The sequence below is a fragment of the Kribbella sp. NPDC043289 genome (genome assembly GCF_056436705.1).
Genome location: NZ_JBWKCB010000010.1, coordinates 167,906 through 192,057 on the forward strand (window position 1 = coordinate 167,906; position 24,152 = coordinate 192,057).

Annotated in this window: 29 protein-coding genes; 15 read left to right on the forward strand and 14 right to left on the reverse strand. The window is 69.0% G+C overall.

All coding sequences use genetic code 11. The features are described from left to right. The first annotated feature begins 40 nt into the window (after window positions 1-40). The gene (locus AC0662_RS38230) at window positions 41-1,006 is read left to right on the forward strand and encodes a helix-turn-helix transcriptional regulator (protein WP_478306806.1); all 966 of its coding nucleotides are present in this window, start codon (window positions 41-43) and stop codon (window positions 1,004-1,006) included. On the opposite strand, the gene AC0662_RS38235 is transcribed toward AC0662_RS38230, so the two are convergent. Next, entirely contained in the window at window positions 997-1,479 is a 483-nt protein-coding gene (locus AC0662_RS38235) for a MarR family transcriptional regulator (RefSeq protein WP_452200121.1), read from the reverse strand. The two genes, AC0662_RS38230 and AC0662_RS38235, sit on opposite strands and share 10 nt — an antisense overlap. Window positions 1,480-1,545: 66 nt before the next feature. On the opposite strand from AC0662_RS38235, the gene AC0662_RS38240 reads away from it, so the two are divergent. Both AC0662_RS38240 and AC0662_RS38245 read left to right on the forward strand, forming a co-directional pair. Further along, window positions 1,546-2,184, forward strand: a complete 639-nt coding sequence (locus AC0662_RS38240) for an NAD(P)-dependent oxidoreductase (RefSeq protein ID WP_452200123.1) — start codon at window positions 1,546-1,548, stop codon at window positions 2,182-2,184. Further along, window positions 2,184-2,693 carry an anthrone oxygenase family protein gene (locus AC0662_RS38245; protein WP_452200125.1) on the forward strand — a complete coding sequence of 170 codons (510 nt, stop codon included), beginning with the start codon at window positions 2,184-2,186 and terminating at the stop codon, window positions 2,691-2,693. Before AC0662_RS38240 ends, AC0662_RS38245 begins: the two co-directional genes overlap by 1 nt. Here AC0662_RS38245 and AC0662_RS38250 read toward each other — a convergent pair. Next, entirely contained in the window at window positions 2,629-3,120 is a 492-nt protein-coding gene (locus AC0662_RS38250; protein ID WP_452200127.1) for a hypothetical protein, read from the reverse strand. The two genes, AC0662_RS38245 and AC0662_RS38250, sit on opposite strands and share 65 nt — an antisense overlap. A 9-nt stretch (window positions 3,121-3,129) precedes the next feature. Then, entirely contained in the window at window positions 3,130-4,089 is a 960-nt protein-coding gene (locus AC0662_RS38255) for a P1 family peptidase (protein WP_452200129.1), read from the reverse strand. A gap of 18 nt (window positions 4,090-4,107) precedes the next feature. Between AC0662_RS38255 and AC0662_RS38260 the strand changes: the two genes are divergently transcribed. Further along, on the forward strand, window positions 4,108-4,800 hold the full coding sequence (locus AC0662_RS38260) for an MBL fold metallo-hydrolase (RefSeq protein ID WP_478306809.1): 693 nt from the start codon (window positions 4,108-4,110) through the stop codon (window positions 4,798-4,800). Here the strand turns inward: AC0662_RS38260 and AC0662_RS38265 are convergent. Continuing rightward, on the reverse strand, window positions 4,777-5,181 hold the full coding sequence (locus tag AC0662_RS38265; RefSeq protein ID WP_478306811.1) for a VOC family protein: 405 nt from the start codon (window positions 5,179-5,181) through the stop codon (window positions 4,777-4,779). The two genes, AC0662_RS38260 and AC0662_RS38265, sit on opposite strands and share 24 nt — an antisense overlap. Before the next feature lie 82 nt (window positions 5,182-5,263). On the opposite strand from AC0662_RS38265, the gene AC0662_RS38270 reads away from it, so the two are divergent. From AC0662_RS38270 to AC0662_RS38280, 3 genes are read left to right on the forward strand one after another with little or no spacing between them, the layout of a single operon-like run. Further along, window positions 5,264-5,527 (forward strand): phosphoribosyl-ATP diphosphatase, encoded by a 264-nt coding sequence (locus tag AC0662_RS38270; protein WP_478306813.1) that lies wholly within the window; start codon window positions 5,264-5,266, stop codon window positions 5,525-5,527. 48 nt (window positions 5,528-5,575) lie between these two features. Next, entirely contained in the window at window positions 5,576-6,424 is an 849-nt protein-coding gene (gene hisG / locus AC0662_RS38275) for an ATP phosphoribosyltransferase (RefSeq protein WP_452200137.1), read from the forward strand. A gap of 13 nt (window positions 6,425-6,437) precedes the next feature. Next, entirely contained in the window at window positions 6,438-6,902 is a 465-nt protein-coding gene (locus AC0662_RS38280; protein ID WP_452200139.1) for a PH domain-containing protein, read from the forward strand. Here the strand turns inward: AC0662_RS38280 and AC0662_RS38285 are convergent. Further along, a complete protein-coding gene (locus tag AC0662_RS38285) occupies window positions 6,899-7,786 on the reverse strand; it encodes an aldose 1-epimerase family protein (RefSeq protein WP_478306815.1) in 888 nt (295 codons plus the stop codon). The genes AC0662_RS38280 and AC0662_RS38285 overlap by 4 nt on opposite strands. Window positions 7,787-7,888: 102 nt before the next feature. On the opposite strand from AC0662_RS38285, the gene AC0662_RS38290 reads away from it, so the two are divergent. Continuing rightward, the gene (locus AC0662_RS38290; RefSeq protein ID WP_452200239.1) at window positions 7,889-8,224 is read left to right on the forward strand and encodes a YciI family protein; all 336 of its coding nucleotides are present in this window, start codon (window positions 7,889-7,891) and stop codon (window positions 8,222-8,224) included. A 1-nt stretch (window position 8,225) separates the two neighbouring features. Continuing rightward, entirely contained in the window at window positions 8,226-9,905 is a 1,680-nt protein-coding gene (locus AC0662_RS38295) for a DUF6596 domain-containing protein (RefSeq protein ID WP_478306817.1), read from the forward strand. On the opposite strand, the gene AC0662_RS38300 is transcribed toward AC0662_RS38295, so the two are convergent. Then, entirely contained in the window at window positions 9,884-10,558 is a 675-nt protein-coding gene (locus AC0662_RS38300) for a uridine kinase family protein (RefSeq protein ID WP_452200144.1), read from the reverse strand. The two genes, AC0662_RS38295 and AC0662_RS38300, sit on opposite strands and share 22 nt — an antisense overlap. Then, window positions 10,545-11,045: a hypothetical protein gene (locus tag AC0662_RS38305; protein WP_452200145.1), complete on the reverse strand. Its 501-nt coding sequence runs from the start codon at window positions 11,043-11,045 to the stop codon at window positions 10,545-10,547. The genes AC0662_RS38300 and AC0662_RS38305 overlap by 14 nt, the downstream gene beginning before the upstream one ends. Before the next feature lie 88 nt (window positions 11,046-11,133). Between AC0662_RS38305 and AC0662_RS38310 the strand changes: the two genes are divergently transcribed. Further along, window positions 11,134-11,631, forward strand: a complete 498-nt coding sequence (locus AC0662_RS38310; RefSeq protein WP_478306819.1) for an SseB family protein — start codon at window positions 11,134-11,136, stop codon at window positions 11,629-11,631. Here the strand turns inward: AC0662_RS38310 and AC0662_RS38315 are convergent. The 4 genes from AC0662_RS38315 to AC0662_RS38330 are packed head-to-tail and all read right to left on the reverse strand — an operon-like array spanning window position 11,601 to window position 16,124. Continuing rightward, a complete protein-coding gene (locus tag AC0662_RS38315) occupies window positions 11,601-12,464 on the reverse strand; it encodes a DUF2207 domain-containing protein (protein WP_478306821.1) in 864 nt (287 codons plus the stop codon). The two genes, AC0662_RS38310 and AC0662_RS38315, sit on opposite strands and share 31 nt — an antisense overlap. Window positions 12,465-12,507: 43 nt before the next feature. Next, a complete protein-coding gene (locus AC0662_RS38320; RefSeq protein WP_478306823.1) occupies window positions 12,508-14,937 on the reverse strand; it encodes an ABC transporter permease in 2,430 nt (809 codons plus the stop codon). Between the two features lie 3 nt (window positions 14,938-14,940). Further along, a complete protein-coding gene (locus tag AC0662_RS38325) occupies window positions 14,941-15,702 on the reverse strand; it encodes an ABC transporter ATP-binding protein (RefSeq protein WP_478306825.1) in 762 nt (253 codons plus the stop codon). Next, window positions 15,699-16,124 (reverse strand): DUF1707 SHOCT-like domain-containing protein, encoded by a 426-nt coding sequence (locus AC0662_RS38330; protein ID WP_452200156.1) that lies wholly within the window; start codon window positions 16,122-16,124, stop codon window positions 15,699-15,701. Before AC0662_RS38330 ends, AC0662_RS38325 begins: the two co-directional genes overlap by 4 nt. A gap of 178 nt (window positions 16,125-16,302) precedes the next feature. On the opposite strand from AC0662_RS38330, the gene AC0662_RS38335 reads away from it, so the two are divergent. Next, the gene (locus AC0662_RS38335; RefSeq protein WP_452200157.1) at window positions 16,303-17,016 is read left to right on the forward strand and encodes a TetR/AcrR family transcriptional regulator; all 714 of its coding nucleotides are present in this window, start codon (window positions 16,303-16,305) and stop codon (window positions 17,014-17,016) included. A gap of 63 nt (window positions 17,017-17,079) precedes the next feature. Continuing rightward, entirely contained in the window at window positions 17,080-18,243 is a 1,164-nt protein-coding gene (locus AC0662_RS38340) for a serine hydrolase domain-containing protein (RefSeq protein ID WP_478306827.1), read from the forward strand. Here AC0662_RS38340 and AC0662_RS38345 read toward each other — a convergent pair. After that, on the reverse strand, window positions 18,235-19,404 hold the full coding sequence (locus AC0662_RS38345; RefSeq protein WP_452200161.1) for a glycoside hydrolase 5 family protein: 1,170 nt from the start codon (window positions 19,402-19,404) through the stop codon (window positions 18,235-18,237). The two genes, AC0662_RS38340 and AC0662_RS38345, sit on opposite strands and share 9 nt — an antisense overlap. Window positions 19,405-19,485: 81 nt before the next feature. Continuing rightward, window positions 19,486-20,508 carry a LacI family DNA-binding transcriptional regulator gene (locus AC0662_RS38350; RefSeq protein ID WP_478306829.1) on the reverse strand — a complete coding sequence of 341 codons (1,023 nt, stop codon included), beginning with the start codon at window positions 20,506-20,508 and terminating at the stop codon, window positions 19,486-19,488. A gap of 87 nt (window positions 20,509-20,595) precedes the next feature. Here AC0662_RS38350 and AC0662_RS38355 point away from each other — a divergent pair, with 87 nt between their 5' ends. From AC0662_RS38355 to AC0662_RS38365, 3 genes are read left to right on the forward strand one after another with little or no spacing between them, the layout of a single operon-like run. Then, complete coding sequence (locus AC0662_RS38355; RefSeq protein WP_478306831.1) at window positions 20,596-21,891, forward strand: ABC transporter substrate-binding protein; 1,296 nt, start codon at window positions 20,596-20,598, stop codon at window positions 21,889-21,891. Next, the gene (locus tag AC0662_RS38360) at window positions 21,892-22,785 is read left to right on the forward strand and encodes a carbohydrate ABC transporter permease (RefSeq protein WP_452200167.1); all 894 of its coding nucleotides are present in this window, start codon (window positions 21,892-21,894) and stop codon (window positions 22,783-22,785) included. Next, the gene (locus AC0662_RS38365) at window positions 22,782-23,687 is read left to right on the forward strand and encodes a carbohydrate ABC transporter permease (protein WP_478306833.1); all 906 of its coding nucleotides are present in this window, start codon (window positions 22,782-22,784) and stop codon (window positions 23,685-23,687) included. The genes AC0662_RS38360 and AC0662_RS38365 overlap by 4 nt, the downstream gene beginning before the upstream one ends. 59 nt (window positions 23,688-23,746) lie before the next feature. Here AC0662_RS38365 and AC0662_RS38370 read toward each other — a convergent pair whose 3' ends face one another. After that, the gene (locus tag AC0662_RS38370) at window positions 23,747-24,118 is read right to left on the reverse strand and encodes a hypothetical protein (protein WP_478306835.1); all 372 of its coding nucleotides are present in this window, start codon (window positions 24,116-24,118) and stop codon (window positions 23,747-23,749) included. Window positions 24,119-24,152 lie beyond the last annotated feature (34 nt).

Below are 24,152 nucleotides of genomic sequence, written 5' to 3' on the forward strand. Positions count from 1 at the left end.
CCTGACAGATCATGGCAGCGATCGGGATTAACCTCGGAGTATGCGTTCTAGCCGGCTGCTGTCGATCCTGCTGTTGCTGCAGACGCGCCGGCAACTGACCGCGCGCGAGCTCGCCGATGAGCTCGAGGTGTCGCTGCGCACGATTTACCGCGACGTCGAGGCGCTCGCCGCGGCGGGGGTTCCGGTGTACGCCGACCAGGGCCGCGCCGGCGGATACCGACTGGTCGAGGGGTACCGCACTCGCCTGACCGGACTGACGCAACAGGAAGCGGCCGCCCTGTTCCTCGTCGGGATGCCTGGCGCGGCAGCAGCCCTCGGCCTCACCGCCGAGACCAGCGCGGCCGAACTCAAGCTGCTCGCCGCCCTCGCGCCCGACCAACGCGACCGCGCCGGCCGGCTGAAGAACCGCTTCCACCTCGACCTCCCCGCCTGGTACCAGGACGCCGAGGACTCGCCCCACCTGTCAGCCGTCGCCGACGCCGTCCTCCACGACCGCCGCGTGAAGGTGCGATACCGCCGCTGGGAGGAACCCCGCGAGGTCGACCGGATCCTCGAGCCGTACGGTCTCGTCCTCAAGAACGGCAGCTGGTACGTCGTCGCCGCCACGCCCGGCGGACTGCGTACGTACCGCGTGTCCAACATCCTCGACCTGACGCCGACCGACGAGGTGTTCGAGCGCGACGAGGACTTCGGCCTCGCCCAGTTCTGGCAGGACCACCTCGCGGGCTTCGACCGGGTCCGCTTCACCGGCGAGGCCGTCGTCCGGGTGTCGGCGCCGCTGGTCGCGAAGATGCACGACGTCTCGTTCCCGGCTCTGGTCAAGGCGGTCGCCGCGGCCGAGCCGGAGCCGGACGGGAGCGTCGTGGCGACGATCCCGATCGAGTCGGTCGCGAACGCGGCGGCCGCGCTCAGTCGTTTCGGCGCCGCAGTCGAAGTACTGGAACCGCAGGAACTGCGAGCCGAGCTGCAGGAGCTCGGACGCAGACTCCTCGAGCTCTACTCCTGAGCCAACTCGCCGTTGGCCTGGTGGCCGGCCTCGGTGCTGCGCTGCAGGAAGTCCGCGATCACCGCGAGCTCGTCCTCGCTGTAGCCGTCGAGTACGTCGTCCATCGCGCCGATCATCGGCTGGTACAGCCGGAACACCTCCATCCCGCGGTCGGGCAGCACGCGGATCGTCACGCTGCGCCGATCCGCCCGCGCGCGATCCCGCGCGATCCAGCCGCCGCGTTCGAGGCGGTCGAGGATCCCGGTCAGCGTGGCCGGGTGCAGGCCGGCCTGGCGGGCGAGGGCGCTCGGGGTGAGCGGTCCGCTGCGAGCCAGGACGTCGAGGCAGTCGAGGTCGACGTCCTTCAGCGCCAGCTTGCCGCCGATCTGGTGGTTCAGCAGGGCGAGCTGGATCCGGAGGTCGCGGAGCGCGCCCTTGATCTCGTTGCCGGTCCGGCGACGGTGGCGTGGGTCACGTGGTTGTGTCTGTTCCATATATTATGATTCCCGTACTATATGAGTTGCAGATCAGATTCACGGTAGCGCAAGGAGGCGTTCGGGATGTGGATCACGGTGTTCGGTGCGACGGGCGGGATCGGCGGCCACGTCGTACGGCAGGCACTCGATGCGGGTCACAAGGTGACCGCGGTGGTGCGGAAGTCGTCGGTGTTCGAGGTGGAGCACCCGTCGCTGGAGGTGGTTCGCGTGCCTGGTCTGGACGCGGCCGAGCCACTGCGCGAGGCGGTCGACGGGAGTGCGGCGGTGATCTCGGGCGTGGGCCCGCGCGGTCGCAAGGACGGTCCGGTCGCGTCCCGCAGTACGAAGTCGATCCTCGCCGCGATGCAGACGGCCGGGGTACGGCGCTTCGTCGCGGTCAGCGCGGCGCCACTCGGGCCGATCCCAGCGGACGAGAGCTTCTTCAACCGGCGGATCGTCTACCCGGCGATCAACGCGTTTGCGGCCGACGTGTACGCCGACCTTCGGGTGATGGAGGCGGAGATCCAGGCGAGCGCGACGGAGTGGACACTTGTCCGGCCGCCGAAGCTCACGAACGGGCAGTTGTCCGGTAAGTACCGGACAGTTGTCGGCGGCACTGTGACGCGGAGCTACTCGATCTCGCGGGCGGATGCCGCGCACGCGATGCTCGCCGTACTCGACGATGCCGCGACGATCGGGCAGCCGGTCGGTGTGGGCTACTGATGGCGCGCATCGTACGTAGTGCGAGCTTGCTCTTCAGCGGGCTGTTCGCGGGGTTCCTGGTGTGCGTGATGGTGCTCGAGCTGTCGTTGAGATCGTTCGGCGCTTCGGTCTACACGCAGGTGCGGCTGGTCGAGCTGGACTCGTTGGACAAGCTCGCTTCGGTGACGCTGATCCCGGCGATCGTCACGACGGTCGCGCTCGCGATCTGGGGACGTGGCAACGGTCGCCGGTTCGTGCTGGTGGCTCTCGCTCTGCTGGTTCTGGTCTTCGTGCTGACGTTGGCGATCAACCTGCCGATCAACGCGGATCAGGCGTCGTGGTCGGTGCAGCACCCGCCGGCGGACTGGGCCGACGTCCGCGATCGGTGGCAGGTGGCGCACGCGATCCGGACGGTGGCGGCGGTGGTCGCCTTCGGGACGCTGGTTGTCGGGAGTCAGCTGACCGCTACTGCGAAGCAGCAGTTCGTGCGAGGTCCCGCGCCAGGTGTGAGCGTCGGAGACCGCGGCTGAACAGCTGGCGCAGGTCGGCGGGCGTGTCGTACATGAGCTGGGTGTGGAAGTAGTTCACGTACTCGAGCACGGCGACGACGGCGAACACGAGCCCGACCACGGTGGTCGCGCCCGGGTCTCGCACCACTGCCGCCAGAACGAAGAGTAAGCCGGCCGCGAGCACCAGCACGTTCCACCGACGGGCGAGCGAGAACCAGCGGGCGCCGGGGAGTGGTTCCCCCGGGAGCTGACGGAGCTTCGCCGACCAGTACGTCGCGCCTTGGGCCAGGAGCAGTGCGAACAGGGCGAAGCCGACCAGGTTCGGGACGGTTCCGGGGAGGTCGACGATGCGGAACCACACGACGTACTGCAGCGGGATGTTGAGGAGTTCGAGGGTCGCCAGGGAGCGGAGACGGCGAGTGATCCAGGCGCGGGAACGATGCTCCATCGGGTGAACCTATGTCAGGTTGCGGATCACCTCGTGCGGGACCGCGTGGGCGGTGCGGCCCCGGAAGCCAGTGGTGGTCTGGGCCATGGTGAGTGAGTTGAGGAGAGCTTCCTCGACGGATTCGGTGACGGCTTGGAACGGTCCGCGGAGGTCGCGGTCCTGAAAACCAGGGGCCTGGGCGGTGGTGAAGGCGATCGCGTAGTCGCCGCTCCCCGGGGCGAAGTCGGAGCCGACGCGACCCATCGCGAAGATCGCGCGCCGGGCGAGGCGACCGAGTTGCCGCGCGTCGAGCGGGAGATCGGTGGCGACCACGATCATGCAGGAGTTCCCGTCCGCGTCGATCGGCGCTGCGGGGACCTCGCGGCCGAGGACAGTCAGCATTCCCGAGAAGTTCGCCTGCACCAACGCGCCCACAGCTCCGCTGGGCAGGGTGCGGGAGGCGGTGCCGATGCCGGCCTTGTAGCCGAGGGCCGTGGTGCCGGTTCCGGCGCCGGCGCAGCCTTCGGCGGGGAGATCCGGGGAGGCGGTGTCCAGCGCCTGGTGAACGTGGGACGGGGTGATCGGGCGGCGGCGGATGTCGGAGAGGTGGCCGTCGTTGGTTTCGCCGACGACCGGGTTCAGGCTGGTCGCCCGGGGATCGCGGTCCAGCAGCCAGCTGAGCAGCGCGTCGGCGACCCGGAACGTGCTGAGCGTGCCGGTGAGCAGGATCGGCGTCTCGATCACCCCGAGTTCCTCGACCTGCGTGGTCCCGATCAGCTTCCCGTACCCGTTGCCGACCGCAACAGCCGCCGGCAGCGTCTCGGCGTACCCGTCGGGGACGATCGCCGTCACTCCGGTGTTCAGCCCGTCGCCGGTGATGGTGGTCTGGCCGACCCGGACCCCGGCGACGTCGGTGATCGCGTTGAGCGGGCCGGTGGGCAAGGTCCCGACGGTGATGCCGAGCTCGCGGACTCTCCGGGGTATCTGCATGTCGCTATCGTCGGCCACATGCTGCAGCACCTGACCGGCCGGGTCTGGCTCTTCCCGCACGACCCGGACCCGGACGCGATCCGCCCGTCCGTCGCGGTGATCGCCGACGACCGCGGCAGTGTCCTCGTCGACGCCGGCAACAGCCCCGACCACGCCCGGAGAATCGGTACGGCGATCGCGGCCGCCGGACTGCCCGCGCCGAAGTGGCTCGTGTACACGCATCACCACTGGGACCACACCTGGGGCGCCTGCGCCTGGCCCGACGACGTCACCGTGGTCGCGCACACGAGCGCCACCGAACTCCTGCAGCACGAGGCGGACCGGCCCTGGAGCCATCGCTACCTCCGCGACCAGGTCGAGGCGAACCCGAAACTCGGCCCGAGCTTCCGCGCCCGGGCCCTGGCCGTCCCCGACTGGACCGGCTTCCGGATCGTCCTCCCCGACCAGACCTTCGACGACACGCTCACCCTCCCGACCGGCGTCGTACTCCGGCATGTCGGCGGCAACCACGCCCCGGATTCGGTGATCGCGATCGCCGACGGAGTCGCACTCGTCGGCGACGCGTTCTACCCACCGCCGTTCCACCAGCGCACCGAGAACCACACCGTCGACTACCGAATGGTCAAGCAACTACTGCAAGAAGGCCACGACTGGTACGTCGACGCGCACTCGCCACCCCGCACCCGCTCAGCCGCGCTCGCCGGGACCTAACGGCGAGCGGTCCCCGACGAACCACAGATGTCCGTACGGATCCAGGAACGAGCCCTGCCGATGCGTGCCCCACGGCACGGCGTGATCGCGGACCGGGTCGAAGCTCCCATCTGCCCCGGCCTCGACCGCGCGCGCGACGAAGCCGTCCGGGTCGTCGACGAACACCTCGATCCGCACCGTCGGGGCGCCGGTCACCGCCGGCGTCTTCCAGATGTTCTCCCCGGGCTCGCCGAGGAAGATCGGGGCGCCGCCGATGCTCAGACCGATGACACTGCCCAGGTTCCACAGTTCGACGGCGCCGAGCGCCCGGGCGTACCAGGCCGCGGCGGCCGGCGCGTCCTCGACCGCGAGCATCACAGAGATCTGCGTAGGTCCCTCCATGGATCCAGTAACGCACGGATCCGGTCCGTCTACCGGACCTGCGGGGCAGGGGTTCGGGGCCGACCCGTAGGCTGGGCGCGCGATGAAGACCTTTGACGAACTGTTCGCCGAACTGGGTGAGAAGGCGCGCACACGGCCGGAAGGATCCGGGACCGTGACGGCGCTGGACGCCGGCGTGCACTCGATCGGCAAGAAGCTGGTCGAGGAAGCCGCCGAGTCCTGGATGGCAGCCGAGCACGAGGGCAAGGACCGGGCCGCGGAGGAGCTGTCACAGCTGCTCTACCACGCCCAGGTGATGATGCACGCGCTCGGCCTGGACCTCGACGACGTGTACCGACATCTGTAGGAGCAGCCCCCACAGCACCGGTTCACATCACCCGAGGAAGGCAGTGCCATGCTGCGCGTCGCAGTACCGAACAAGGGGTCGCTGAGCGAAGCGGCCACCGAGATGCTCATCGAGGCCGGCTACAAACAGCGCCGGTCGACCAAGGACCTCACGCTCACCGACGCGGCCAACGAGGTCGAGTTCTACTACCTCCGCCCGCGCGACATCGCCGTGTACGTCGGTGAGGGAACGCTCGACGTCGGGATCTCCGGCCGCGACCTGGTGCTCGACTCGCACGCCGACGCGGACGTCGTGATGGGACTCGGATTCGGCTCCTCCACGTTCCGGTTCGCCGGGCGGCCCGGGGTCGCGGACTCCGTGAAGGACCTGGCCGGCAAGCGGATCGCCACGTCGTACGCCGGGGTTCTGCAGGACCACCTGGCGGAGAACGGGATCGCCGCCGCCGTGGTGCGGCTCGACGGCGCGGTCGAGTCGGCCGTCCAGCTCGGCGTCGCCGACGTGATCGCGGACGTCGTGGAGACCGGTACGACGCTGCGGCAGGCCGGGCTCGAGGTGTTCGGGGAGCCAATCCTGCAGTCCGAGGCGGTGCTGATCAAGCGGCACGGCGTGGAGATCACGCCGAACGGCATGCACCAGCTGATCCGCCGGCTCGAGGGTGTGCTGATCGCCCGGAACTACGTGATGATGGACTACGACATCCGTGCCGAGGATGTCGACGCGGCCACCGCGGTGGCGCCCGGCCTGGAATCGCCGACCATCTCCCCGCTGCACCGGCAGGGCTGGGTCGCCGTCCGGGTGATGGTCCGGCGCGCCGAGGCGCAGCGTCTGATGGACCAGCTCTGGGAGGTCGGTGCCCGTGCCATTCTCACCACCGACATCCACGCCTGCCGAATCTGACCCGGAGTACGACGTGGCTGCCGACGATCGCCTGCTGACCTTCCACCCGAGAATGGTGGCCGCGATGTCGGCAGGCATGGGGTTGTCGCTGATCGCGGTGTTCGGCGTGATCTGGTTCCGGCTGCCGCCGGACGCCCGGGAGACGTTCGACTGGTTCCAGCGGCTCACGCTGCTGGCCTTCTTCGGGGCAGTGCTGTGGATCCTGTACCGGATGGCGACGCTGCGCGTCACGGCGTACCCGGACCGTCTGCGCGTGCGGAACGTGTTCAAGTCGTACACGCTGAAGTGGTCGGAGGTGACCGCGCTGCGGTTCCGGCCGGGAGACGCGTGGCTGCAGCTGTTCGACGCCGACGAGAACCGGCTCGGCATCCTCGCGATCCAGGCCTCCGAGGGATCGCGGGCGAGCCGCGCCGCCAAACAACTGGCGGCCGTCGCCCGCGACCACGGAGCCGGTCCTAAGAAGCCGACCCTCTCCTAAGAAGCAGACACCGCAAAGCTAGTTGTGTGCGATTCGCCCGGTTGCAGGACGATCAGGTCCTGGCCGGTGCGGAACGCGTCCGGCGGGCAGGTCATCGGTTCGACCGCGAGCGCGGTCCGGCCGACTGCTTCACCGGTGAACAACTGCATCCACGAGGTGTCGCTGCTCAGCACCGAGCGGGCACCGCTGTCCGGGTCGGTCAGCGACACCGACCACGCGCCGTCCAGGCCGGTGAACGCGTTGTCGATCGAGATCGACCCGATCGCCCGGCCGCCGCGGAAGTCGTACGGCGAGCCGTCGACCGGCGTCAGCCCGACGGGCGACATCTGCTCCGCCGACACCTCGAGCCGCTGGTCCGCGGTGAATTCCAGCACGCACCCGTCGATCGCCCGCCCGACGGACAGATAGGGATGGGCCCCATAGCCGTACGGCGCCGCGCTCGCGCCCACGTTGGTGGCCGTGGCGGTCACCGTCAGTTGATCGGTCAGGCGGTACTCGAGGCGCAGCTCGAGCTGATGCGGGTACCCGGGCCGGCCGTACAGCTGATGACCGGCGACCACGACCGCGGGATCGGAACCGTCATCGAGCCGCTGCCAGTTCGCCCACCGGGTCAGCCCGTGGATCGCGTTCCGCCGCGTGGGCTCGGTCAGGGACAGCTGCTGCGCGACACCCTCGAACGTGTACTGCCCGTCGGTGATCCGGTTCGGCCACGGGAACAGGTGCTGACCGATCCCGGCATGCGCCGCCTCGTCCTCGCCGTACCCGAGCAGGACCGGGCGGCCGTCGTACGTGAGACCGCGCAGCCCGGCCCCGACACTCACCACGGTCGCCGCGTACCCACCGGCGCGCACGACCCACTGCTCTCCCGAAGGCAAGACGCTCATGACTCCATCCTGACAAATTTGTCCGGACGAACTGTCCATCGGGGGCGAACCCGTTCGTGGTCATGCTGTAAACACGCACACAGGAGGTACGACGTGAAGTACATGCTGCTGATCAACGCCGGCGAGCTGGACCTGCAGAACGCACCGGTGGGCTGCGAGCCGGAGGACTGGATGCGGTTCGACAAGGAGATCACCGACGCGGGCGTGGTGGTCGCGTCCGAGTCGCTGGCCGACCTGGTCACCGCGACCCGGGTCGAGGTCGCCAACGACGGGAAGCGCACGGTCACCGACGGTCCGTTCGCCGAGACCCGGGAGGTGCTCGGCGGGTTCTACGTGATCGACGTACCGGATCTCGACGTCGCGCTGGACTGGGCCGCGAAGTGCCCGGGGTCGCGCGGCGGCGGCTCGGTGATCGTCCGGCCGGTCGCGGACTTCTGAGGTGGACCAGGTCGAGGAGGTCTTCCGGGAGGAGCGCGGGCGCCTGCTGGCCGCGCTCGCCCGGCGGTTCGGCGATCTCGACCTGGCCGAGGAAGTCACCTCGGAGGCGATCGAGACGGCGCTGACCCGCTGGCCGGTCGACGGCGTTCCGGCGAACCCCGGCGGCTGGTTGATGACCACCGCCCGGCGGAAGGCGGTCGACCGGTTGCGGCGCGACCAGGTGTACGCCGCGAAACTGGCGATCCTCCAGGTCGAGGCGGACCGCGCCGCCCCGCAACCGGTCGGGGACGACCTGCCGGACGAGCGGCTGCAGCTCTTCTTCACCTGCGCGCACCCGGCGCTCGCGCCTGAGGACCGCGGCGCACTGACGCTGCGCTGCCTGGCCGGGCTGACCACGCCGGAGGTGGCGCGGGCGTTCCTGGTGCCGACGGCGACGATGGCGAGGCGGATCGTCCGGGCGAAGAAGAAGATCCGGGAGGCGCGGATCCCGTTCCGCGTACCCGGCCCGGACGAGTTGCCGGAGCGACTGCCCGGCGTACTGCAGGTGATCTACTCCGTCTTCACCGAGGGGTACGCCGCCAGCTCGGGGCCGTACCTGCAACGTCTGGATCTCGCCGAGGAGGCGATCCGGCTGGCCCGGATCGTGCACCGGCTGCTGCCCGACGGGCGGGAGGTGACCGGCCTGCTCGCGCTGATGCTGCTGATCCACGCCCGCCGGGACGCTCGGACCGGACCGGACGGCGAGATCATCCTGCTCGAGGACCAAGACCGCAGTCGCTGGGACCAGGACTTGATCGACGAGGGCCGCCGCCTCGTCGTCACCGCGCTGACCGGTGGTCCGGCCGGCCCGTACTCCGTCCAGGCCGCGATCGCCGCGCTGCACGACGAGGCGCCTGAGTTCGCGCGGACCGACTGGCCGCAGATCGTCCAGTTGTACGACGTACTCCTGGCGCTCGATCCGTCACCGGTGATCGCCCTGAACCGGGCCGCCGCGCTCGCCTTCCGCGACGGGCCCGAAGCCGGCCTCGCGGTCCTCGACGAGCTCGGGACCGAGCCGGTGCTGCGCGACTATCACCCGTACGCGCTGGCCCGCGCCGATCTGCTGCAGCGGCTCGGTCGATTGCCCGAGGCAACTGCGGCGTACGAGCGGGCGCTCGCCCTCGCGGGCTCCGAGCCCGAACGTGTGCAGGCACGTGACCGGCTCACCGCGATGGAGCAGACTGAGCCCATGGAGACCGTTTACGAAGCGGCGGGTGGGGCGGAAGGCCTGATGCGGCTGGCCGAAGCGTGGCACCAGCGGGTGATGGCCGACGAGGTCGTCAGCCACGCGTTCCACGGTGGGGCCGAGCCGGATCACACCGAGCGGCTGGCGACGTACTGGGGTGAGGCTCTGGGTGGACCGGAGACGTACACCCAGAAGTTCGGCACCGAGGCGTCGGTGGAACGGCGGCACGCGGGCAACGGTGAGCACGACGAGATGAACCACCGCGCGATCGCCTGCTTCGACCAGGCGATGACGGATGCGGATCTCACCGACCCGCGGCTACGACAGGTCCTCCACGACTACTTCGCCTGGGCCACCTTCGACACCATGTACCGCCACAACTTGGAGGAGATCCGCGACGGCCTGACGATCCCGCGCTGGTCCTGGGACGGGCGTCAGGACGCCGCTGAGTCGTGAGGCGGTAGCGCGACCGTCTTCGTGACGAGCTCGAGGGTCGGGTCGTGCGGGACCGACGGGTTGCCGTCGACGATCACGTGCGCCCGCGAGCGGGTGGCCTGCTCGGCGAAGTGGTCGCGTTCCCAGCGCATCCACTCGAGCCAGTGATCACGGAGCGCCTCACCGTCGCGGTCGATCCCGCGATCCAGCCGTACTTCGTTCGACGTCTCGACCCACAGCCGCAGCGACTGCCAGTGCGCCGCGTCCCGGTCGCACGCCGTGACACCCTCGACGATCAGCAGGTCGACGGTGTTCGGTACGACGTGCAGCTCGGCGTACGCGCTCGCGTACCAGTCGTAGCGCCGGTACCGGCCCTCGCGACCGTCGGCCAGTCGTTGCAGGACGTGGTCACGCAGCAGACCGAATCCACGCTCGGCTCCGGTCCAGCCGTCGTACAGGTCGTCCATGTGGATGACGTAGGTGTGCAGGTCGCGGGCCTTGGCGCGGGCCTCGAGGTGGGCGGCGACGGTGGTCTTGCCGGAGCCTGCCGGTCCGTCGATGCCGATCAACCGGGTCCGGCCCAATTGGGGGGCACCGGCCTGGACGTTGTCCAGAAGGGAGTCAAAGGTCAGGGGTGTGGAGCCGTGGTCAGCGGCTGTTTCAGTTGATTCCATGGCGCTTCAGGATGTCCTCGATCTCGTCGAACTCCGACGATTCCTGCTGCTTCGCCTTCCCCTTTGACGGCTTGGCAGCTTGAGCGGGAGCGGCCGAGGCAGGCGCTGGGCCCGTCTTCGTCAGCTCACCCGCGGGCGAGGCGGGTTTCTTCTGTGTCTTTTCGGCCTTCTTCTGGTTCCCCGAGCGGCCGCGCGCCACACCGGAGACGACGTACAGCACCACCGAGACGCCGAACAGCGCGACACCGGCCCAGACGGTCGGCGAGAAGATCAGGTGGGTGACCCAGCTCACGGTGGAGCGGATCACGTCCCAGACCAGTTCCAGCAGACCGGTCAGGTACAGCGAGACCGGTAGCAAGGACCAGGCCACACCGCGGGTGCCGGCCGCCACCCCGCGGCGCCGCCAGGCGAACCACGAGCCGATCAGACCGAGCAGCGTCAGGCCCACGCAGAACGGCAGCAGCGTCAAATCGTTGAAGTCAGGCACATACCCAGGCTCGCACAGTTGCGCCGCGAACCAAGAGGGGAAAGGCCCTGACGCACCCCTGAAAGCGTGCTCCGGGGAGAATGGCGGCGTGCAACCACCAGAGCGGCGACTGGCCTTCACCGGATTCGACAACGACGACGGTGCGGCGGATCCCGCGCTGGCCGCGGCGCTCGCGGCGGGCGACGGGGGAGCGGTGCGGGCCGCGCTCACCCGGGCGCGCCTGCTGGTGCCCGTGGTGGCGATGCTCGGCGAGGTCGAGTACGACGAGAACGGGCTCGCGCACGACAAGACCTCGGACATGGCCGTCGCGCTGCTCCAGGGCCAGGACGGCCGGAACGCGCTGCTCGCGTTCACCGGCACCGAGAGCCTGGCCCGCTGGAGTCCGGACGCCCGCCCGATGCCGGCCAAGACCCAGTTGGTCGCGACCGCCGCGATCCAGGAGGGCGCGGCCGCGATCGTCCTCGACATCGCCGGCCCGGCCGCCGGAGTGATCGAGACGGACGACGTACGACGGCTCGCCGCCGGCCTCCAGGTGGTCCGCCTGGAAGACGGCGGCTACGCGTGGATCGAACCAGCCGACGGGTGACGACGTCGCCGCCGTTTCCGGACGAAGATCAGCAGCGCGACGAGCAGCAGCACACCTCCGGCGATGGGAAGCTTCGGTAGCGGCGGTGACTCGAGGATCAGACCGGCGCCGGGCACCGCGTCGGCCGGCACACCGATCGTGTAGTCGAGGGTGTTGAGGCTCCCAGTGTGGTACTCGTGGCCGGGCGCGTGATCGTTGAACTGGGCGACGCCGTTGCGGAGCGTAGCGGACGTGCACGGTTCGTTGTACCAACGGCAGGTCGCCGAGCCGATGGCCGCGGGCGCGCGGACAGTCGCCGTCAGAGCTCCGGCCGCGATCGCCTGAAAAGGCCCCGTCACGGACAGTTCGAGGCCGCCTTCGACGCGCCGGAGTGCTCCGCGGAGCTCGTAGCGCAGGATGTATGTCTCGCGGCCGTTCCGCGCGATCTCGGGCAGCGTGATGTCGAGAAGCTCGTACCGGGTGTCGACGTCGTTGTCGTCACCTGCCAGCCCCGGGTCGTACTTTCTGCGGCTGATCGTGGTGCCGGCGCCGGTCGGGCTCTCGACGGTCAGCTGGTCCACCCGGACCACCCGGTCCTTGCTCCAATCGTCCGTATCCTGTGCACGCAACTCGAAGGTTCGCGTCAGCCCGCGTCCGTGCGGGCTGAACAGCTTGATCGTCTCGGTCACCCGCACGACGCCGTCCGGTGCGATCTCGTACACCGAGGACATCTGCTCGATGCGCTCCTCCGCCCAGCCGGCGGTGGCCGGTGCGGCTGCCGCCCGCTGACCGGGCAGAGCGGACGACAGAATCAGCATCAGTGCGGTGACCGCGAAACCAGCCTGTCGCCACATCCGCTCAACCTAAGAGGCGTGGGGGCCACCGCGGACCTCGCCATCAGCCGACGGGTGAGTTGAGGGCGTTCATCGGCTTCGGGCGCATGGCGATTCGGCCGGTGATCGCGGTGGTCGGCAGCACCAGCAGGAGGACGACGAGCACCCAGGCGGCGAGGATCCACACCGGGCCCGACGGAAGCGGCCAGCCGCGGGTGGCCATCGCGATCGGCAGGACGGTGAAGGCCGCCGTGATCAATCCGGTGACCAGGCCGAGTGCCGCGATCAGCAATCCCTCGAGCGCCAGCATCCGCGACACCTCCCGCCGCGTCGAGCCGGTCAGGCGTTGGAGGCCGAACTCGCGGCGCCGGTCCAGCACCGCGACGGCGATCGTGTTGATCGAGGCGATGGCGGTGTAGGCGACGGCGATCGCCGCGAGCAGGTAGGCGATCCAGGCGTCGACGCCGAGGCCGGTGTCGAGGCCGTCGGCCAGCGCGGCCCGGTCGCCGATCGTTGCCTCCGGCCATCTGGACAGGTCGAGCTTGTTGTTCGAGGTCTGCACCAGGAGCTGGCTGGGCAGGCCGGTCGAGGTGTGGGACGCGAGGAGCGGAGCGGGCAGCAGGAGCGATTCGTACCCGGACGGGCCCTCGACCAGCGCGACGACCTTCACCCTCACCAGGGCGTCGTCGCCGAGACGGACCCCGAGCTGCGAGCCGACGTCGACCTTGAGCTTCTTCGCCGTACCGGTTGGGAGGGCGATGGTGTCACCGGTCAGGTCGTCGAGTGAGCCCTTCTTCACCTTGTCTTTGTACACAGGACCGTTCAGGCCGAGCAGCGGCCAGGCGTCGCTGGTGTGGGACTTGTCGTACGGTTCCTCGATCCAGCCCTTGCTACGGACGATCTCGGACACCGCGCTGACACCGGGCGCCGACTTCACCGCTGCGGTCAGCGACGCGGGGATGCCGGAGGTGCTCGAGACGACGACGTCACCGGCCAGGTTGCTCGTCATCGCGTCGCTGGCCGCCTTCTGCTGCGTGGTCTGCGAGTAGATGTTGCCAACCGCAATCGCCGTGGCGATCGTGATCGGGATCAGGATCGCGCCGAACTGGACCGCGCGGACACGCAGGTTGATGACGGCCAGTACGCCGGACGTCCCGCGCTTCTCGATGAGCCTGGTGATGCGAGGAATCAGAGCGCGCTGGATGACGAGCGGAGCGAGGATCGCGACCGCGATGGACCCGGTCAGCCCGGCCGGCCCGCCGATCGCCGCAGCGTTGGTCGGACCCATGAACGGCGTGGAGAGCGCGATCGCGACCGTGGCGCCGGCGAAGACCAGGCCGATGAGGACCCGGATCCTGCTCAGCCGGACATCCGGTACGGCGGCTTCGGCGAGGGCCTGGATCGGGCGGATCCGCGCGGCCCGGTTCGCGGCGAAACCGACGGTGACGCGGAGGACGACGTACGTGAGGAGGGCGGCGCCGGCGAAGGGGAGCGGGCCCTGGTCGAAGCGCAGTTGCGGCGGGACGACACCGCCGTCCGCGAGCAGACCGAAGATCCAGGTGCCGGCGATCCGGCCGCCGGCGAGTCCGAGGACCAGGCCGAGTACGCCGACCACCATGGTCTCGGCGATCACCATCTTGCCGACCTGGCGCGGGGTCGCACCGCTGGCACGCAGCAGGGCGAGTTCGCGGCGGCGCTGCCGGACCGACAGCCCGATCGTGGCAGACACCACGAGTGCCATCACCACGGCCACCATCCCACCGAAGACGCCGGACATGATGATCAGCGGGAGGCTCGTCGCGATCCCCTGGAACTCCGCGACACCACGCTCGTCGCCGGTGTAGGCCTGCACGCCCTGCGGCAGTTCGAGCCGCTCGGCGAGATCACGCGCCGACGTGCCGTCCGCCGGAAAGACGCCGATCGCATCCACCCCTGTAGGAACGTCGGCATCCGCGAAGAACACGGTGGGTACGTCGACCTTGTGCTGGGCAGCCGCGATTCCGGCGAGGACGTACTGCCGGGGCTCACCACCGACCGTCACGTCGACCTGTTCACCGGGGGCCTTGCCGTCAGCCAGCCGCTCGTCCATCACGACCTGTCCGCTGCGCGGGGCCTGACCGGACAGCAAGCGGTACGGCGTGAGCGCGGCGGAACTCCATCCGGTGCCGACACTTCCCGAAGCCGGGAAAGCTCGGTAGGCAACCGCGGTGCGTACTCCCGGTGTGCCGGCCAGCTTGGTCGCCAAAGCGGCGTCGACGCGGTGGCGCTCCGGGAAGGCGGCGGCTCCGTTGCCGTTCGGTGGGTGGTAGGCCGGGTCGCCCGTCACGACCACCGGGGCGGCGGCGAGATGTTGTGGAGGAGCGTTCAGGCGGAGGCCGGTTTCGAGGAGACCGCCGGCGGCGCTCAGGAGGGCCCCGCCGAGCAGGACCGCGACGAAGATCGCGATGAAGGCGGCGGTCCGGTACCTCAGGGTGGTGACGGCGAGGCGGAACATGGGTCAGATCTCCATGACTGTGTGGTGGGTGGTGTGGCGCCCGGCGCTCAGCAGTGCGAGCTCGGCGGCGACGTTCTCGGCGGTGGGACGGAGGGACTCGGACACGATCTGCCCGTCGACCAGGAACACGACCCGATCGGCGTACGACGCCGCGACCGGGTCGTGGGTGACCATCACGATGGTCTGCCCGAGCTCACGCGACTGATCGCGGAGCAGCGTGAGCACCTCGAGGGCGGTGGTCGTGTCCAAGGCGCCGGTCGGCTCGTCGGCGAAGGTGATCGCGGTCCGTCCGGCCAGCGCCCGGGCGATCGCGACCCGTTGCTGCTGGCCACCGGACAGTTCGCTCGGGCGGTGCTTGATCCGCTCGCCGAGTCCGACCCGCCGGATCACCTCGGTCACCCACTTGTCGTCGGCCGCCTTTCCCGCCAGCGTCAGGGGAAGGACGACGTTCTGCCGCACGGTCAGCGCGGGCATCAGGTTGAACGACTGGAAGACGAAGGACACGTGCTCCCGGCGCAACTCGGTCAGCGCGGTCTCGTCCAGGCCGCGCAACGACGTACCGGCGAGTTGGACGTCGCCCGCGGTCGGTGTGTCGAGGCCGGCCGCGCAGTGCAGCAGCGTGCTCTTGCCCGACCCGGACGGCCCCATCACCGCGGTGAACGTGCCGGCGGCGAACCCGTAGGTCACACCGGCCAGCGCGTCCACCGCGCCGGGGCCGGTGCCGTAGATCTTCCGGACGTCGGTGAGCTGGACAGGCGCGGTCACGAAGCGACCAGTACGTCGGTCTTGCGGTGGTAGGACTCGTGGGTCCACCAGAGGATCGCGACGACCGCGCCGAGGCCGAGGTCCGACCAGAGCCACCACGGGCCGTCGAAGTGACCGAACATCGCCAGCGCCACCCAGATCACGAACTGCACGACGCAAGTCACCAGCCAGACGCCGGTGAAGGCGCGCAGCGCTACAGTCAGCCCACGCGGCGGCGCGGCGTCGGCGACACCGGCCAGGATCTGCCGGAGCTCACCACGGGTGCGAGCGGCCAAGACCCGCTCCTGCCGGTCGAGAGCCTGCGACGGGGTGAGCGCGGCCTGCCGTACGGCGCTGTCGAGCTTGGCGACCGCGGCGCGGCGGTCGGTGTCGGTGAGCTGGACCTGGTCGGGCAGCAACAGGGGTTCGAGGATCGTGTTCATCAGCGGGGTCCTTTCGGGAAGTTCTGATGTGAAGTTCTGATGTGAAAAAGCGTAGGGATTGCACAGTTTCGGCGCCCGGTGCTCAGAACCCGTTTCCCAGGTGGTGCTAGCACCCCTCTTCTCGCCTCTTCAGCGCGATCGGCCCGCACCGCGGTCGGCGTACGTCAGGATGGGACGTATGACCGAGGACCGCGGGGAACTGCCGCCGGGGCTCGCCCTGTCGTGGGGTGTGCTGCCGGTGCAGCGCCGCGGACCGAAGCCGGCGCTGTCGGTCGATCAGATCGTCGCCGCCGGGATCGAGTTCGGAGACCGGGACGGGTTCGAGGCGATTTCGCTGCAGCGGATCGCCGGGCACTTCGGCGTCACGACGAACGCGATGTACCGCTACGTCCGGTCCAAGGAAGAGCTGATCGTGCTGGTGCACGACAAGGCGGTCGGGCTGCCACCCGAGCTGCCGTCGGGCTGGCGTCCGGCCGCGACCGCTTGGGTGAACGCCCAGGTCAAGATGTACGCCGAGCGGCCCTGGCTGCTCGACGTACCGATCCGTGGCGCGCCCGTCACGCCGAACCTGCTGCGCTGGGTCGAGGTGATGCTCGCGGCGCTGGCCGAGACCGGGATGAGTCAGCACGACAACTTGGGCTGCCTGATGCTGCTCGACGGGCACGCACGGAACTACGCGAACCTGGCCCGCCAGTTGGGGGCGAGTAACAACACCCCGGTGCAGGCCGAGCAGGTCGGGCGGTTCCTCGTACCGCGGCTGATGGAGGGCGATTACCCGACGCTGACCTCGCTCTATCTCAACCAGGAGTACGAGGACGAGCTGGACGACGATCTCGAGTTCGGGCTGGCACGGATCCTGGACGGGATCGACGTACTCATCGCCCAGCGGTAACGCCAGGGAAACAGCCTGCGGAGTTGGATCTCACTGGTCATTGATCACGTGAGGAGCACTCCCTTGGCAATCCACAGCAGGCGCACGTTTCTCGGCCGGTCCGGTCTGGCGGTCGCACCGGTGGTCGCCGGCGTCAGTTGGACCCTTCCCGCCGCTGCGACCGGCACGAAACTCGGCGAGCTCGAGAAGTACCTCGACAAGCTCGCGGCCGACGACGCCTTCTCCGGCACCGTCCTGGTACTCCGCGACGGCCATCCGGTGCTGTCCCGCTCGATGGGGTACGCGAACCAGAGCAAGCGCATCCGCAACCGCGCGGACACGATCTTCTGCCTCGCCTCGGTGACGAAAATGTTCACCGGGACCGCGATCGGCCAGCTCGCGCAGCGCGGCGTGCTGAGCCTGGCCGACCCGATCGAGAAGTACCTCACCGGGTTCAAGGCCGGGATCGGCGACAAGGTCAGGATCCACCACCTGCTCACCCACACCTCCGGCCTCGGCGACTACATGCAGATCGACGGGTACTTCGAGGAGTCGGCCACCTGGACGACGCCGCAGCAGATGATGGACGGCACGCTGCGCTACATCCGCACCGAGCCGCTCGCGTTCGCGCCCGGCACGCTCGGCAAGTACAGCAACTCCGGCTTCCACGTCCTCGGCTGCATCGTGGCGAAGATCGCCGGCGTCTCGTACTACGACTACATCCGCACGAACGTCTTCCACCGAGCCGGTATGACGTCGGCCGACTTCACGATGCTCGACCAGTGGAAGACCGACAGCCGCTTCGCGCATCCGTACCCCACCGATCAGTCCGGCAAGCGGTACGACGCCCTCGCCGCCGGCGCGTTCGACCTCATGGGCAGCCCGGCGGGCAACGCGTTCGCGAACGCACCCGACCTGGTGCGTTTCCTCCGCGCGCTGAACGACGGCACGCTGCTGAGTACGACCTACCGGGACGTCTTCGTGACGCCGAAGTTCACGTTCGGCACGCTGCCGGCGAAGCCCGGGCTGCCGGAGATCGTCAACTTCTTCGGGTACGGCGTGGACAGCTCGATCCTGAACGGTGCGCTGATCACCGGACACACGGGTGGCGCACCAGGGGTCAGCACGAGCGCCGAGTGGTACCCGGACCGCGGGTACACCGCCGTACATCTCGGGAACTACGACCCGGCCCCGGGCACCGACGTCAACCAGAAACTGCGGCAGGTCCTCACCGGCTGGTCAGGGTAGGGCGATCCGCACTGGTCCGTGCGCGCGGGCCTCGACCCACTGCAGGTGGAATTCGCTGCCGGGGGCAACTTCCGCGCGACGGTCCGGCTCGGTGCGGAGGTTCGCCGGAGCGGTCAGCATCGTCACCGGTGGCTGCCGCGGTACGCCGTTCGCCCGGACCTCGGCGATCAGATCGGCGAGCGCCTGCGCGGCCGGCTTGCGCTGGTGGTCGACGGTGAACAGACCGAGGTCGTACTCGCGGTCCGGGAAGTCGAGCAGCCGCCGGTCGATGTCGTGCGACGACCACCACGTCACGCCGTACAGTGCCGGGTTCGGCAGCACGGTCCCGACGGTCCGCCGGGTGAACTCGGCCTGCAGGTCCACCGGAATGTCCGGCCCGGGTACGCCGATCTCCTGCAGCCACACGGGACGGTCCGGATCGAGCGACGTGGCCCGGGCGAGCTCGACCAGGTAGTCCGCGTGTGTGAGCGTGGCCGGCCCGAGCGGACCGTCCACTCGTGAGACCCCGTTGAAAACCCACGAGTGGACAGTGCTCAGGTCCCCCAGGTCCACCGCGTCAACCGGATGGAACGGGTGGTCGGACTTGTACCAGGCGTCGTCGAAGACCGAGTGCAGCGCGAGCACGCCCGGCGCCGCCTTCTTCAGCGTGGCCAGCAGATCCTGCGCCCACGCGGTCGACGTCTCCGGGGTGGTCGGGCTGTCCGGCCACAGGTTGTTGACCTCGTTGCCGAGCGTGATCGCGAAGACGTTCGGCTTCGTCGCGACGGCGCGAGCCACGGTGTCGACGTACGCCGTGAGGCCGTCGCGGACCGTCCGGTCCTCGAAGAGGCTGCTCTTGTGCCAGGTCAGCATCCACGACGGCAGGAAGTCGAAGCTGGACAGGTGCCCCTGGATCAGGTCGACCGCGACGGTGAGGCCGTGCTCGGCGGCGGCGTCGATCGTGTCCAGCAGGTCGGCGATCGCCCGCTCGCGGATGATCGCCCGGTTCGGCTGGATCCACGGCCAGACCGGGAACACCCGGACGTGGTCGAGACCCATCCCGGCCAGGTCCGCGAAGTCCCGGCGGACCGCTGTCGGGTCGTAGTCCAGCCAGCTGTAGAACCATCCCGCCGAGGGAACGTAGTTCGCACCGAACCGGGGCGTGACGGTCTGCAGAGCCATGACAGGGATGCTAAATCGGTTTAGGCCACAAGAGCAACATCAGCGGACATCAGGCCGGTGGTGCGGTCGACTCGCGGACCGTCAGGACCGGGTCGGTGGTGCGGTCGACTCGCGGACCGTCAGGACCGGGTCGGTGGTGCGGCGGTTGATCACCCGGGCCGGGTCGGCGATGGTTTCGAGCAGCACCTCGGCGGCCTGGCGGCCGAAGTCGAAGGTGTCCCGGGACAGCGCCGTCAGGGCCGGGTGCATCAGCTGGGTCAGGATCGAGTCGTCGAACGCGACGATCGACAGGTCGCCCGGGACCGAGACGCCCATCTCCATCGCGACGCCGAGCCCGGCCACCGCCATCACGTCGCTGTCGTAGACGATCGCGGTCGGGCGGTCCGGCTGGGAGAGCAGCTTGCGGGTGATCGCGGCCCCTTCGGCGTCGCTGAAGTCCGTGGTGAGGGACGGGGCGTCGAGCAGCCCGAGGCGCGGTGCCGCGTCGCGGACGGCCCGGATCCGGCGCTGCGTGTGCTGGAAGTTCGGCGTACCTGCGACGTGGGCGATGCGGCGGTGGCCGAGCGCGGCGAGGTACTCCACGATGGCCAGCATCGCGTCGCGGTCGTCGGCCCAGACGGAGGCGAGCGCGCCCTTGCCGCCGCGGCCGCCGATCACCACGGCCGGCAGCTCGAGCGTCTTCAGCGCGTCGACGCGCGGGTCCTTCACGGTCAGGTCGACCAGGATCACCCCGTCGACCCGGTGCTCCGAGGCCCACCGCCGGTACACCTCGATCTCCGCCGCGGTGTCCTCGACGATCAGCAGCTGCAGTGAGATCGACTCCGCGGACAGGCCCGACTGGACGCCGGACAGCAGGTGCGCGAAGAACGGCTCGACGCCGAGCGTCCGGGCCGGTCGCGCGATCACCATGCCGACCGAGTCCACCCGGGACGCCCCGAGCGCCCGCGCGGCGCTGTGCGGCCGCCAGCTCATCTGCTCCGCGATCTTCAGGATCCGTTCCCGCGTCGCATCGCTGACCCCGGGCCGTCCGTTCAGCGCGAAGGACACCGCGCCCTTGGACACCCCGGCCCTGGTCGCAATGTCCGCGATCGTCGGTCTCGCCATCGTCGTCCCTCCACTCACCCTTGACAGCGGATTCTACGATGTGGATAGTTCGGGAGCTATACCGGTTTATCAAATCCAGGAGATCCCATGCGTAGACGCCGTCTGGCGCCGGTGGCCGCCCTTGCCGCCGCCGCTCTCACTCTCGCCGGATGCGGCCTCGGTTCCGAGGACTCCGGCAGCAGCGGCGGGGCCAAGCCGACTGTCGATGCGAACGCGTCCGTGACCGGTGAGGTCAGCTTCCAGACCTGGGCGCTGAAGCCGAAGTTCACCGCGTACGTCGAAGGCGTCATCAAGGCGTTCGAGGCGAAGTACCCGGGAACGCACGTCACCTGGCTGGACCAGCCCGGCGACGGCTACGACAAGAAGGTGCTGAGCCAGGCCTCGGCCGGTCAGCTGCCCGACGTCATCAACCTGCCGCCGGACTTCGCGCTCAGCCTGGCGAAGCAGAACATGCTGCTCGACGTCGCCGCCGCCGACCCGAAGCTGAACGAGGAGTACGTCGAGGGCGGTGTGCAGGCGTACCAGTACCAGGGCATGGACGGCACGTTCGGCTACCCGTGGTACCTGAACACCGACATCGACTACTGGAACGCGACGAAGTTCGCCGCGGCCGGTCTCGACGTGAAGAACCCGCCGAAGACCTTCGACGAGCTGCTCGCGGCCGCGAAGACGATGCACGACAAGACCGGCGGCCAGGAGTACCTGATCAGCCGGCTGCCGGGGATCGGTGACTTCACCAACGCCGGGATCAAGATCCTCTCCGACGACGGCAAGAAGTTCGTCTTCAACACCCCCGAGGCCGCCGCGCTGCTGGACAAGTACCGCGACGCGTACAAGGCCGGCTACATGCCACGCGACATCCTGACCAACGAGTACCTGGGCAACTCCAAGCTCTTCACCCAGGGCAAGGTCGCCTGGACCACCGGTGGTGGCAACGCGATCCAGGACTTCATGAAGGACAACCCGTCGCTCAAGGGCAAGGTCGTCCCGTCGCCCGCGCTGGACACCCCGCCGCTGTACGTGCAGGGCCTGTCGGTGTCGGCCAAGACCAAGAACCAGGCCGCCGCGATCGCGCTCGCGCGGTTCGTCACGAACGCCGAGAACCAGGCCGCGTTCGCGAAGATCGTGAACATCTTCCCGTCCACCAAGGCGTCGGTCCAGGACCCGTACTTCTCGAAGTCCGACGGTACGCCGGAGAGTGACGCGAAGGTGCTCGCCTTCCAGTCGCTGGCCAAGGCGAAGAACCTGCAGCCGCCGGTGATCAGTGGCGCGACCAACGACTTCATCGGGCAGCAGATCTCACTGGCGATCGCCGGCAAGATCAGCTCGCAGGCCGCCCTTGACGCAGCGGTGGCCAAGGCCAACCAGCTGCTGACTTCCTGAATGAAACGGCACAGCATGCGCTACAACCGCTGGTTCACCCCGTGGGTGCTGGTGATCCCAGCACTCGCGTGGTTGCTCGTGTTCAACCTGTGGCCGTCGATCAACACCGTCATCCTGTCGTTCACGAACGCCAGGCCGATCGGCGGCGGCCACTTCGTCGGGCTGAAGAACTTCGAGACCCTGCTGCACGACGAGCAGTTGCGCTGGGCGCTGCTGAACAGCGTCATCTACATGGTGGTCTGTCTGCCGTTCCTGACCGTCCTGCCGCTGCTGCTCGCCGTACTGGTGGAGAAGAAGCTGCCCGGGATCACGTTCTTCCGGACCGCGTTCTACACCCCGGTGGTGGCGTCCGCGGTCGTGGTGGCGCTGATCTGGCAGTGGATCCTCGACGACCGCGGTCTGGTCAACGGGCTCGCGGAGAAGCTCGGGTTCATCTCCGGGCCGTTGCCGTTCCTGTCCGACCAGTGGCTGTTGTTGCTCAGCGCCATCAGCCTGACGATCTGGAAGGGGCTCGGGTACTACATGATCATCTACCTGGCCGCTCTCGGGAACGTCGGGCGTGAGCTGCACGAGGCCGCCGCGGTCGACGGTGCCGGGCCGCTGCGCCGGTTCGTGCACGTCACGATTCCCGGCGTACGGGGCACGATGATCCTGATCTCGATCCTGATCTCGGTGTCGGCGCTGCGCGTGTTCTCCGAGTTGTTCATCCTGAGCGGTGGCAAGGGTGGTCCGGGTGGCCGGGACAACTCGGTGGTGATGCTGATCCAGCAGTACAGCCAGGGTTTCGAGGGCAACCTCGGGTACGCGTCCGCGTTGTCGATCGTGCTGTTCTTCGTCACCGTCGTACCGATGCTGGTGCTGGCGCGGCTCAACCGTCGAGGGGCGGAAGCATGACCACTGTTACCGATCGGCCGACCGAGACGCCCACGGCCGTCCCGCCGGCCCGACGCAGCCGTTCGTTCGGGTTCAACTCGGTCTCGCCGCGCGAGAAGGTCGTGCGGTACGTCCTGCTCGCGTTCGTCCTGCTGATCACGATCGGGCCGTTCCTGTGGCAGCTGTCCACGTCGCTGAAGGGGTCCGGGGAGGACATCTACACCCGGATCCCGCGGCTGTTGCCCGCGCAACCGACGTTCGACCACTACAAGGCGGTCACCGACACCATCCCGGTCTGGGACTACGCGCGGAACTCGCTGGTGGTCGCCGTACTGGTGGTCGGGGGCAACATCATCGGCGCGTCGCTGGCCGGGTTCGCGATCTCGCGGCTGCAGTTCCGCGGGCGGAAGATCGTCCTCGGGCTGTTCCTCGCAACGCTGGTGCTGCCCGGTGAGGTCACGATCATCTCGCAGTACGTGACGGTCCGGGAGTTCGGGCTGGCGAACACGCTGTTCGGGGTCGCGCTGCCGGGGATGATCGGCGCGCTGAACGTGCTGCTGATGTACAACGCGTTCCGGGCGTTGCCGCTGGAGGTCGACCAGGCGGCGATCGTGGACGGGGCGAACGCCTGGCAGCGGTTCGTCTACATCGGGCTGCCGTCGGTGCGCGGGACGATCAGCGTGATCGCGATCTTCGCGTTCATCGGCGCCTGGGACGACTTCCTCTGGCCGCTGATCGTGCTGACCGACCCGAACAAGTACACGCTGACCGTCGGGCTGCAGTACCTGTCCGGCACCTTCGCCAACAACCCCCGCCTGATCGCGGCCGGCACGATGATCGCCTTCATCCCGATCGTCATCGTCTTCGCCACCCTGCAACGCTTCTTCTTCAAGGGCGTCGAGGAAGGCGCCGTCAAGGGCTGAACCGCGGAACCGGGCTCCGACCCCTGCAGTGGTGGAAGCCCGGTTGTGCGCGCTCTCGGCTACTTCACGAGGTTGATCGAGTTGATCTTGGTGAAGTCGTGCGGCACCGACGGGCCCGTCCAGCGGTAGACCGGGCCGCAGTTCTTGCCGTTGTACTCGAGGCAGAGCTGGAAGCCGGCACCGCCGGTCTGGCTGTTGATCAGGGTCTTGGTGCCGAGCACGTTGTTCAGGTTGTGCGGGCCGTAGCTGTACCAGATGTTCTTGCTCAGAATGGTGCCGTTCGGCTCCTGCAGGCACACCGCGCCCGACGGGCAGGTCGCTGTTGCCGACATCGTCTGCGTCGTTGCAGCCTGGGCGCTCGGCGCCAGGGCCACGCCCGTGCCGATCACGGCGGCAGCGATTCCAGCGGCGCTCATTGCGATCTTTCGCATCCTTCGTCCCCTCCGAGTGGCGGCCACCGGACGG

Bases quoted from the DNA above. Each gene is read 5' to 3' on its own strand.
- AC0662_RS38230 (WP_478306806.1), top strand. From the start codon at position 41: ATGCGTTCTAGCCGGCTGCTGTCGATCCTGCTGTTGCTGCAGACGCGC.
- AC0662_RS38235 (WP_452200121.1), bottom strand. From the start codon at position 1,479: ATGGAACAGACACAACCACGTGACCCACGCCACCGTCGCCGGACCGGC.
- AC0662_RS38240 (WP_452200123.1), top strand. From the start codon at position 1,546: ATGTGGATCACGGTGTTCGGTGCGACGGGCGGGATCGGCGGCCACGTC.
- AC0662_RS38245 (WP_452200125.1), top strand. From the start codon at position 2,184: ATGGCGCGCATCGTACGTAGTGCGAGCTTGCTCTTCAGCGGGCTGTTC.
- AC0662_RS38250 (WP_452200127.1), bottom strand. From the start codon at position 3,120: ATGGAGCATCGTTCCCGCGCCTGGATCACTCGCCGTCTCCGCTCCCTG.
- AC0662_RS38255 (WP_452200129.1), bottom strand. From the start codon at position 4,089: ATGCAGATACCCCGGAGAGTCCGCGAGCTCGGCATCACCGTCGGGACC.
- AC0662_RS38260 (WP_478306809.1), top strand. From the start codon at position 4,108: ATGCTGCAGCACCTGACCGGCCGGGTCTGGCTCTTCCCGCACGACCCG.
- AC0662_RS38265 (WP_478306811.1), bottom strand. From the start codon at position 5,181: ATGGAGGGACCTACGCAGATCTCTGTGATGCTCGCGGTCGAGGACGCG.
- AC0662_RS38270 (WP_478306813.1), top strand. From the start codon at position 5,264: ATGAAGACCTTTGACGAACTGTTCGCCGAACTGGGTGAGAAGGCGCGC.
- hisG (WP_452200137.1), top strand. From the start codon at position 5,576: ATGCTGCGCGTCGCAGTACCGAACAAGGGGTCGCTGAGCGAAGCGGCC.
- AC0662_RS38285 (WP_478306815.1), bottom strand. From the start codon at position 7,786: ATGAGCGTCTTGCCTTCGGGAGAGCAGTGGGTCGTGCGCGCCGGTGGG.
- AC0662_RS38290 (WP_452200239.1), top strand. From the start codon at position 7,889: ATGCTGCTGATCAACGCCGGCGAGCTGGACCTGCAGAACGCACCGGTG.
- AC0662_RS38300 (WP_452200144.1), bottom strand. From the start codon at position 10,558: ATGGAATCAACTGAAACAGCCGCTGACCACGGCTCCACACCCCTGACC.
- AC0662_RS38315 (WP_478306821.1), bottom strand. From the start codon at position 12,464: ATGTGGCGACAGGCTGGTTTCGCGGTCACCGCACTGATGCTGATTCTG.
- AC0662_RS38320 (WP_478306823.1), bottom strand. From the start codon at position 14,937: ATGTTCCGCCTCGCCGTCACCACCCTGAGGTACCGGACCGCCGCCTTC.
- AC0662_RS38330 (WP_452200156.1), bottom strand. From the start codon at position 16,124: ATGAACACGATCCTCGAACCCCTGTTGCTGCCCGACCAGGTCCAGCTC.
- AC0662_RS38335 (WP_452200157.1), top strand. From the start codon at position 16,303: ATGACCGAGGACCGCGGGGAACTGCCGCCGGGGCTCGCCCTGTCGTGG.
- AC0662_RS38345 (WP_452200161.1), bottom strand. From the start codon at position 19,404: ATGGCTCTGCAGACCGTCACGCCCCGGTTCGGTGCGAACTACGTTCCC.
- AC0662_RS38350 (WP_478306829.1), bottom strand. From the start codon at position 20,508: ATGGCGAGACCGACGATCGCGGACATTGCGACCAGGGCCGGGGTGTCC.
- AC0662_RS38355 (WP_478306831.1), top strand. From the start codon at position 20,596: ATGCGTAGACGCCGTCTGGCGCCGGTGGCCGCCCTTGCCGCCGCCGCT.
- AC0662_RS38360 (WP_452200167.1), top strand. From the start codon at position 21,892: ATGAAACGGCACAGCATGCGCTACAACCGCTGGTTCACCCCGTGGGTG.
- AC0662_RS38365 (WP_478306833.1), top strand. From the start codon at position 22,782: ATGACCACTGTTACCGATCGGCCGACCGAGACGCCCACGGCCGTCCCG.
- AC0662_RS38370 (WP_478306835.1), bottom strand. From the start codon at position 24,118: ATGCGAAAGATCGCAATGAGCGCCGCTGGAATCGCTGCCGCCGTGATC.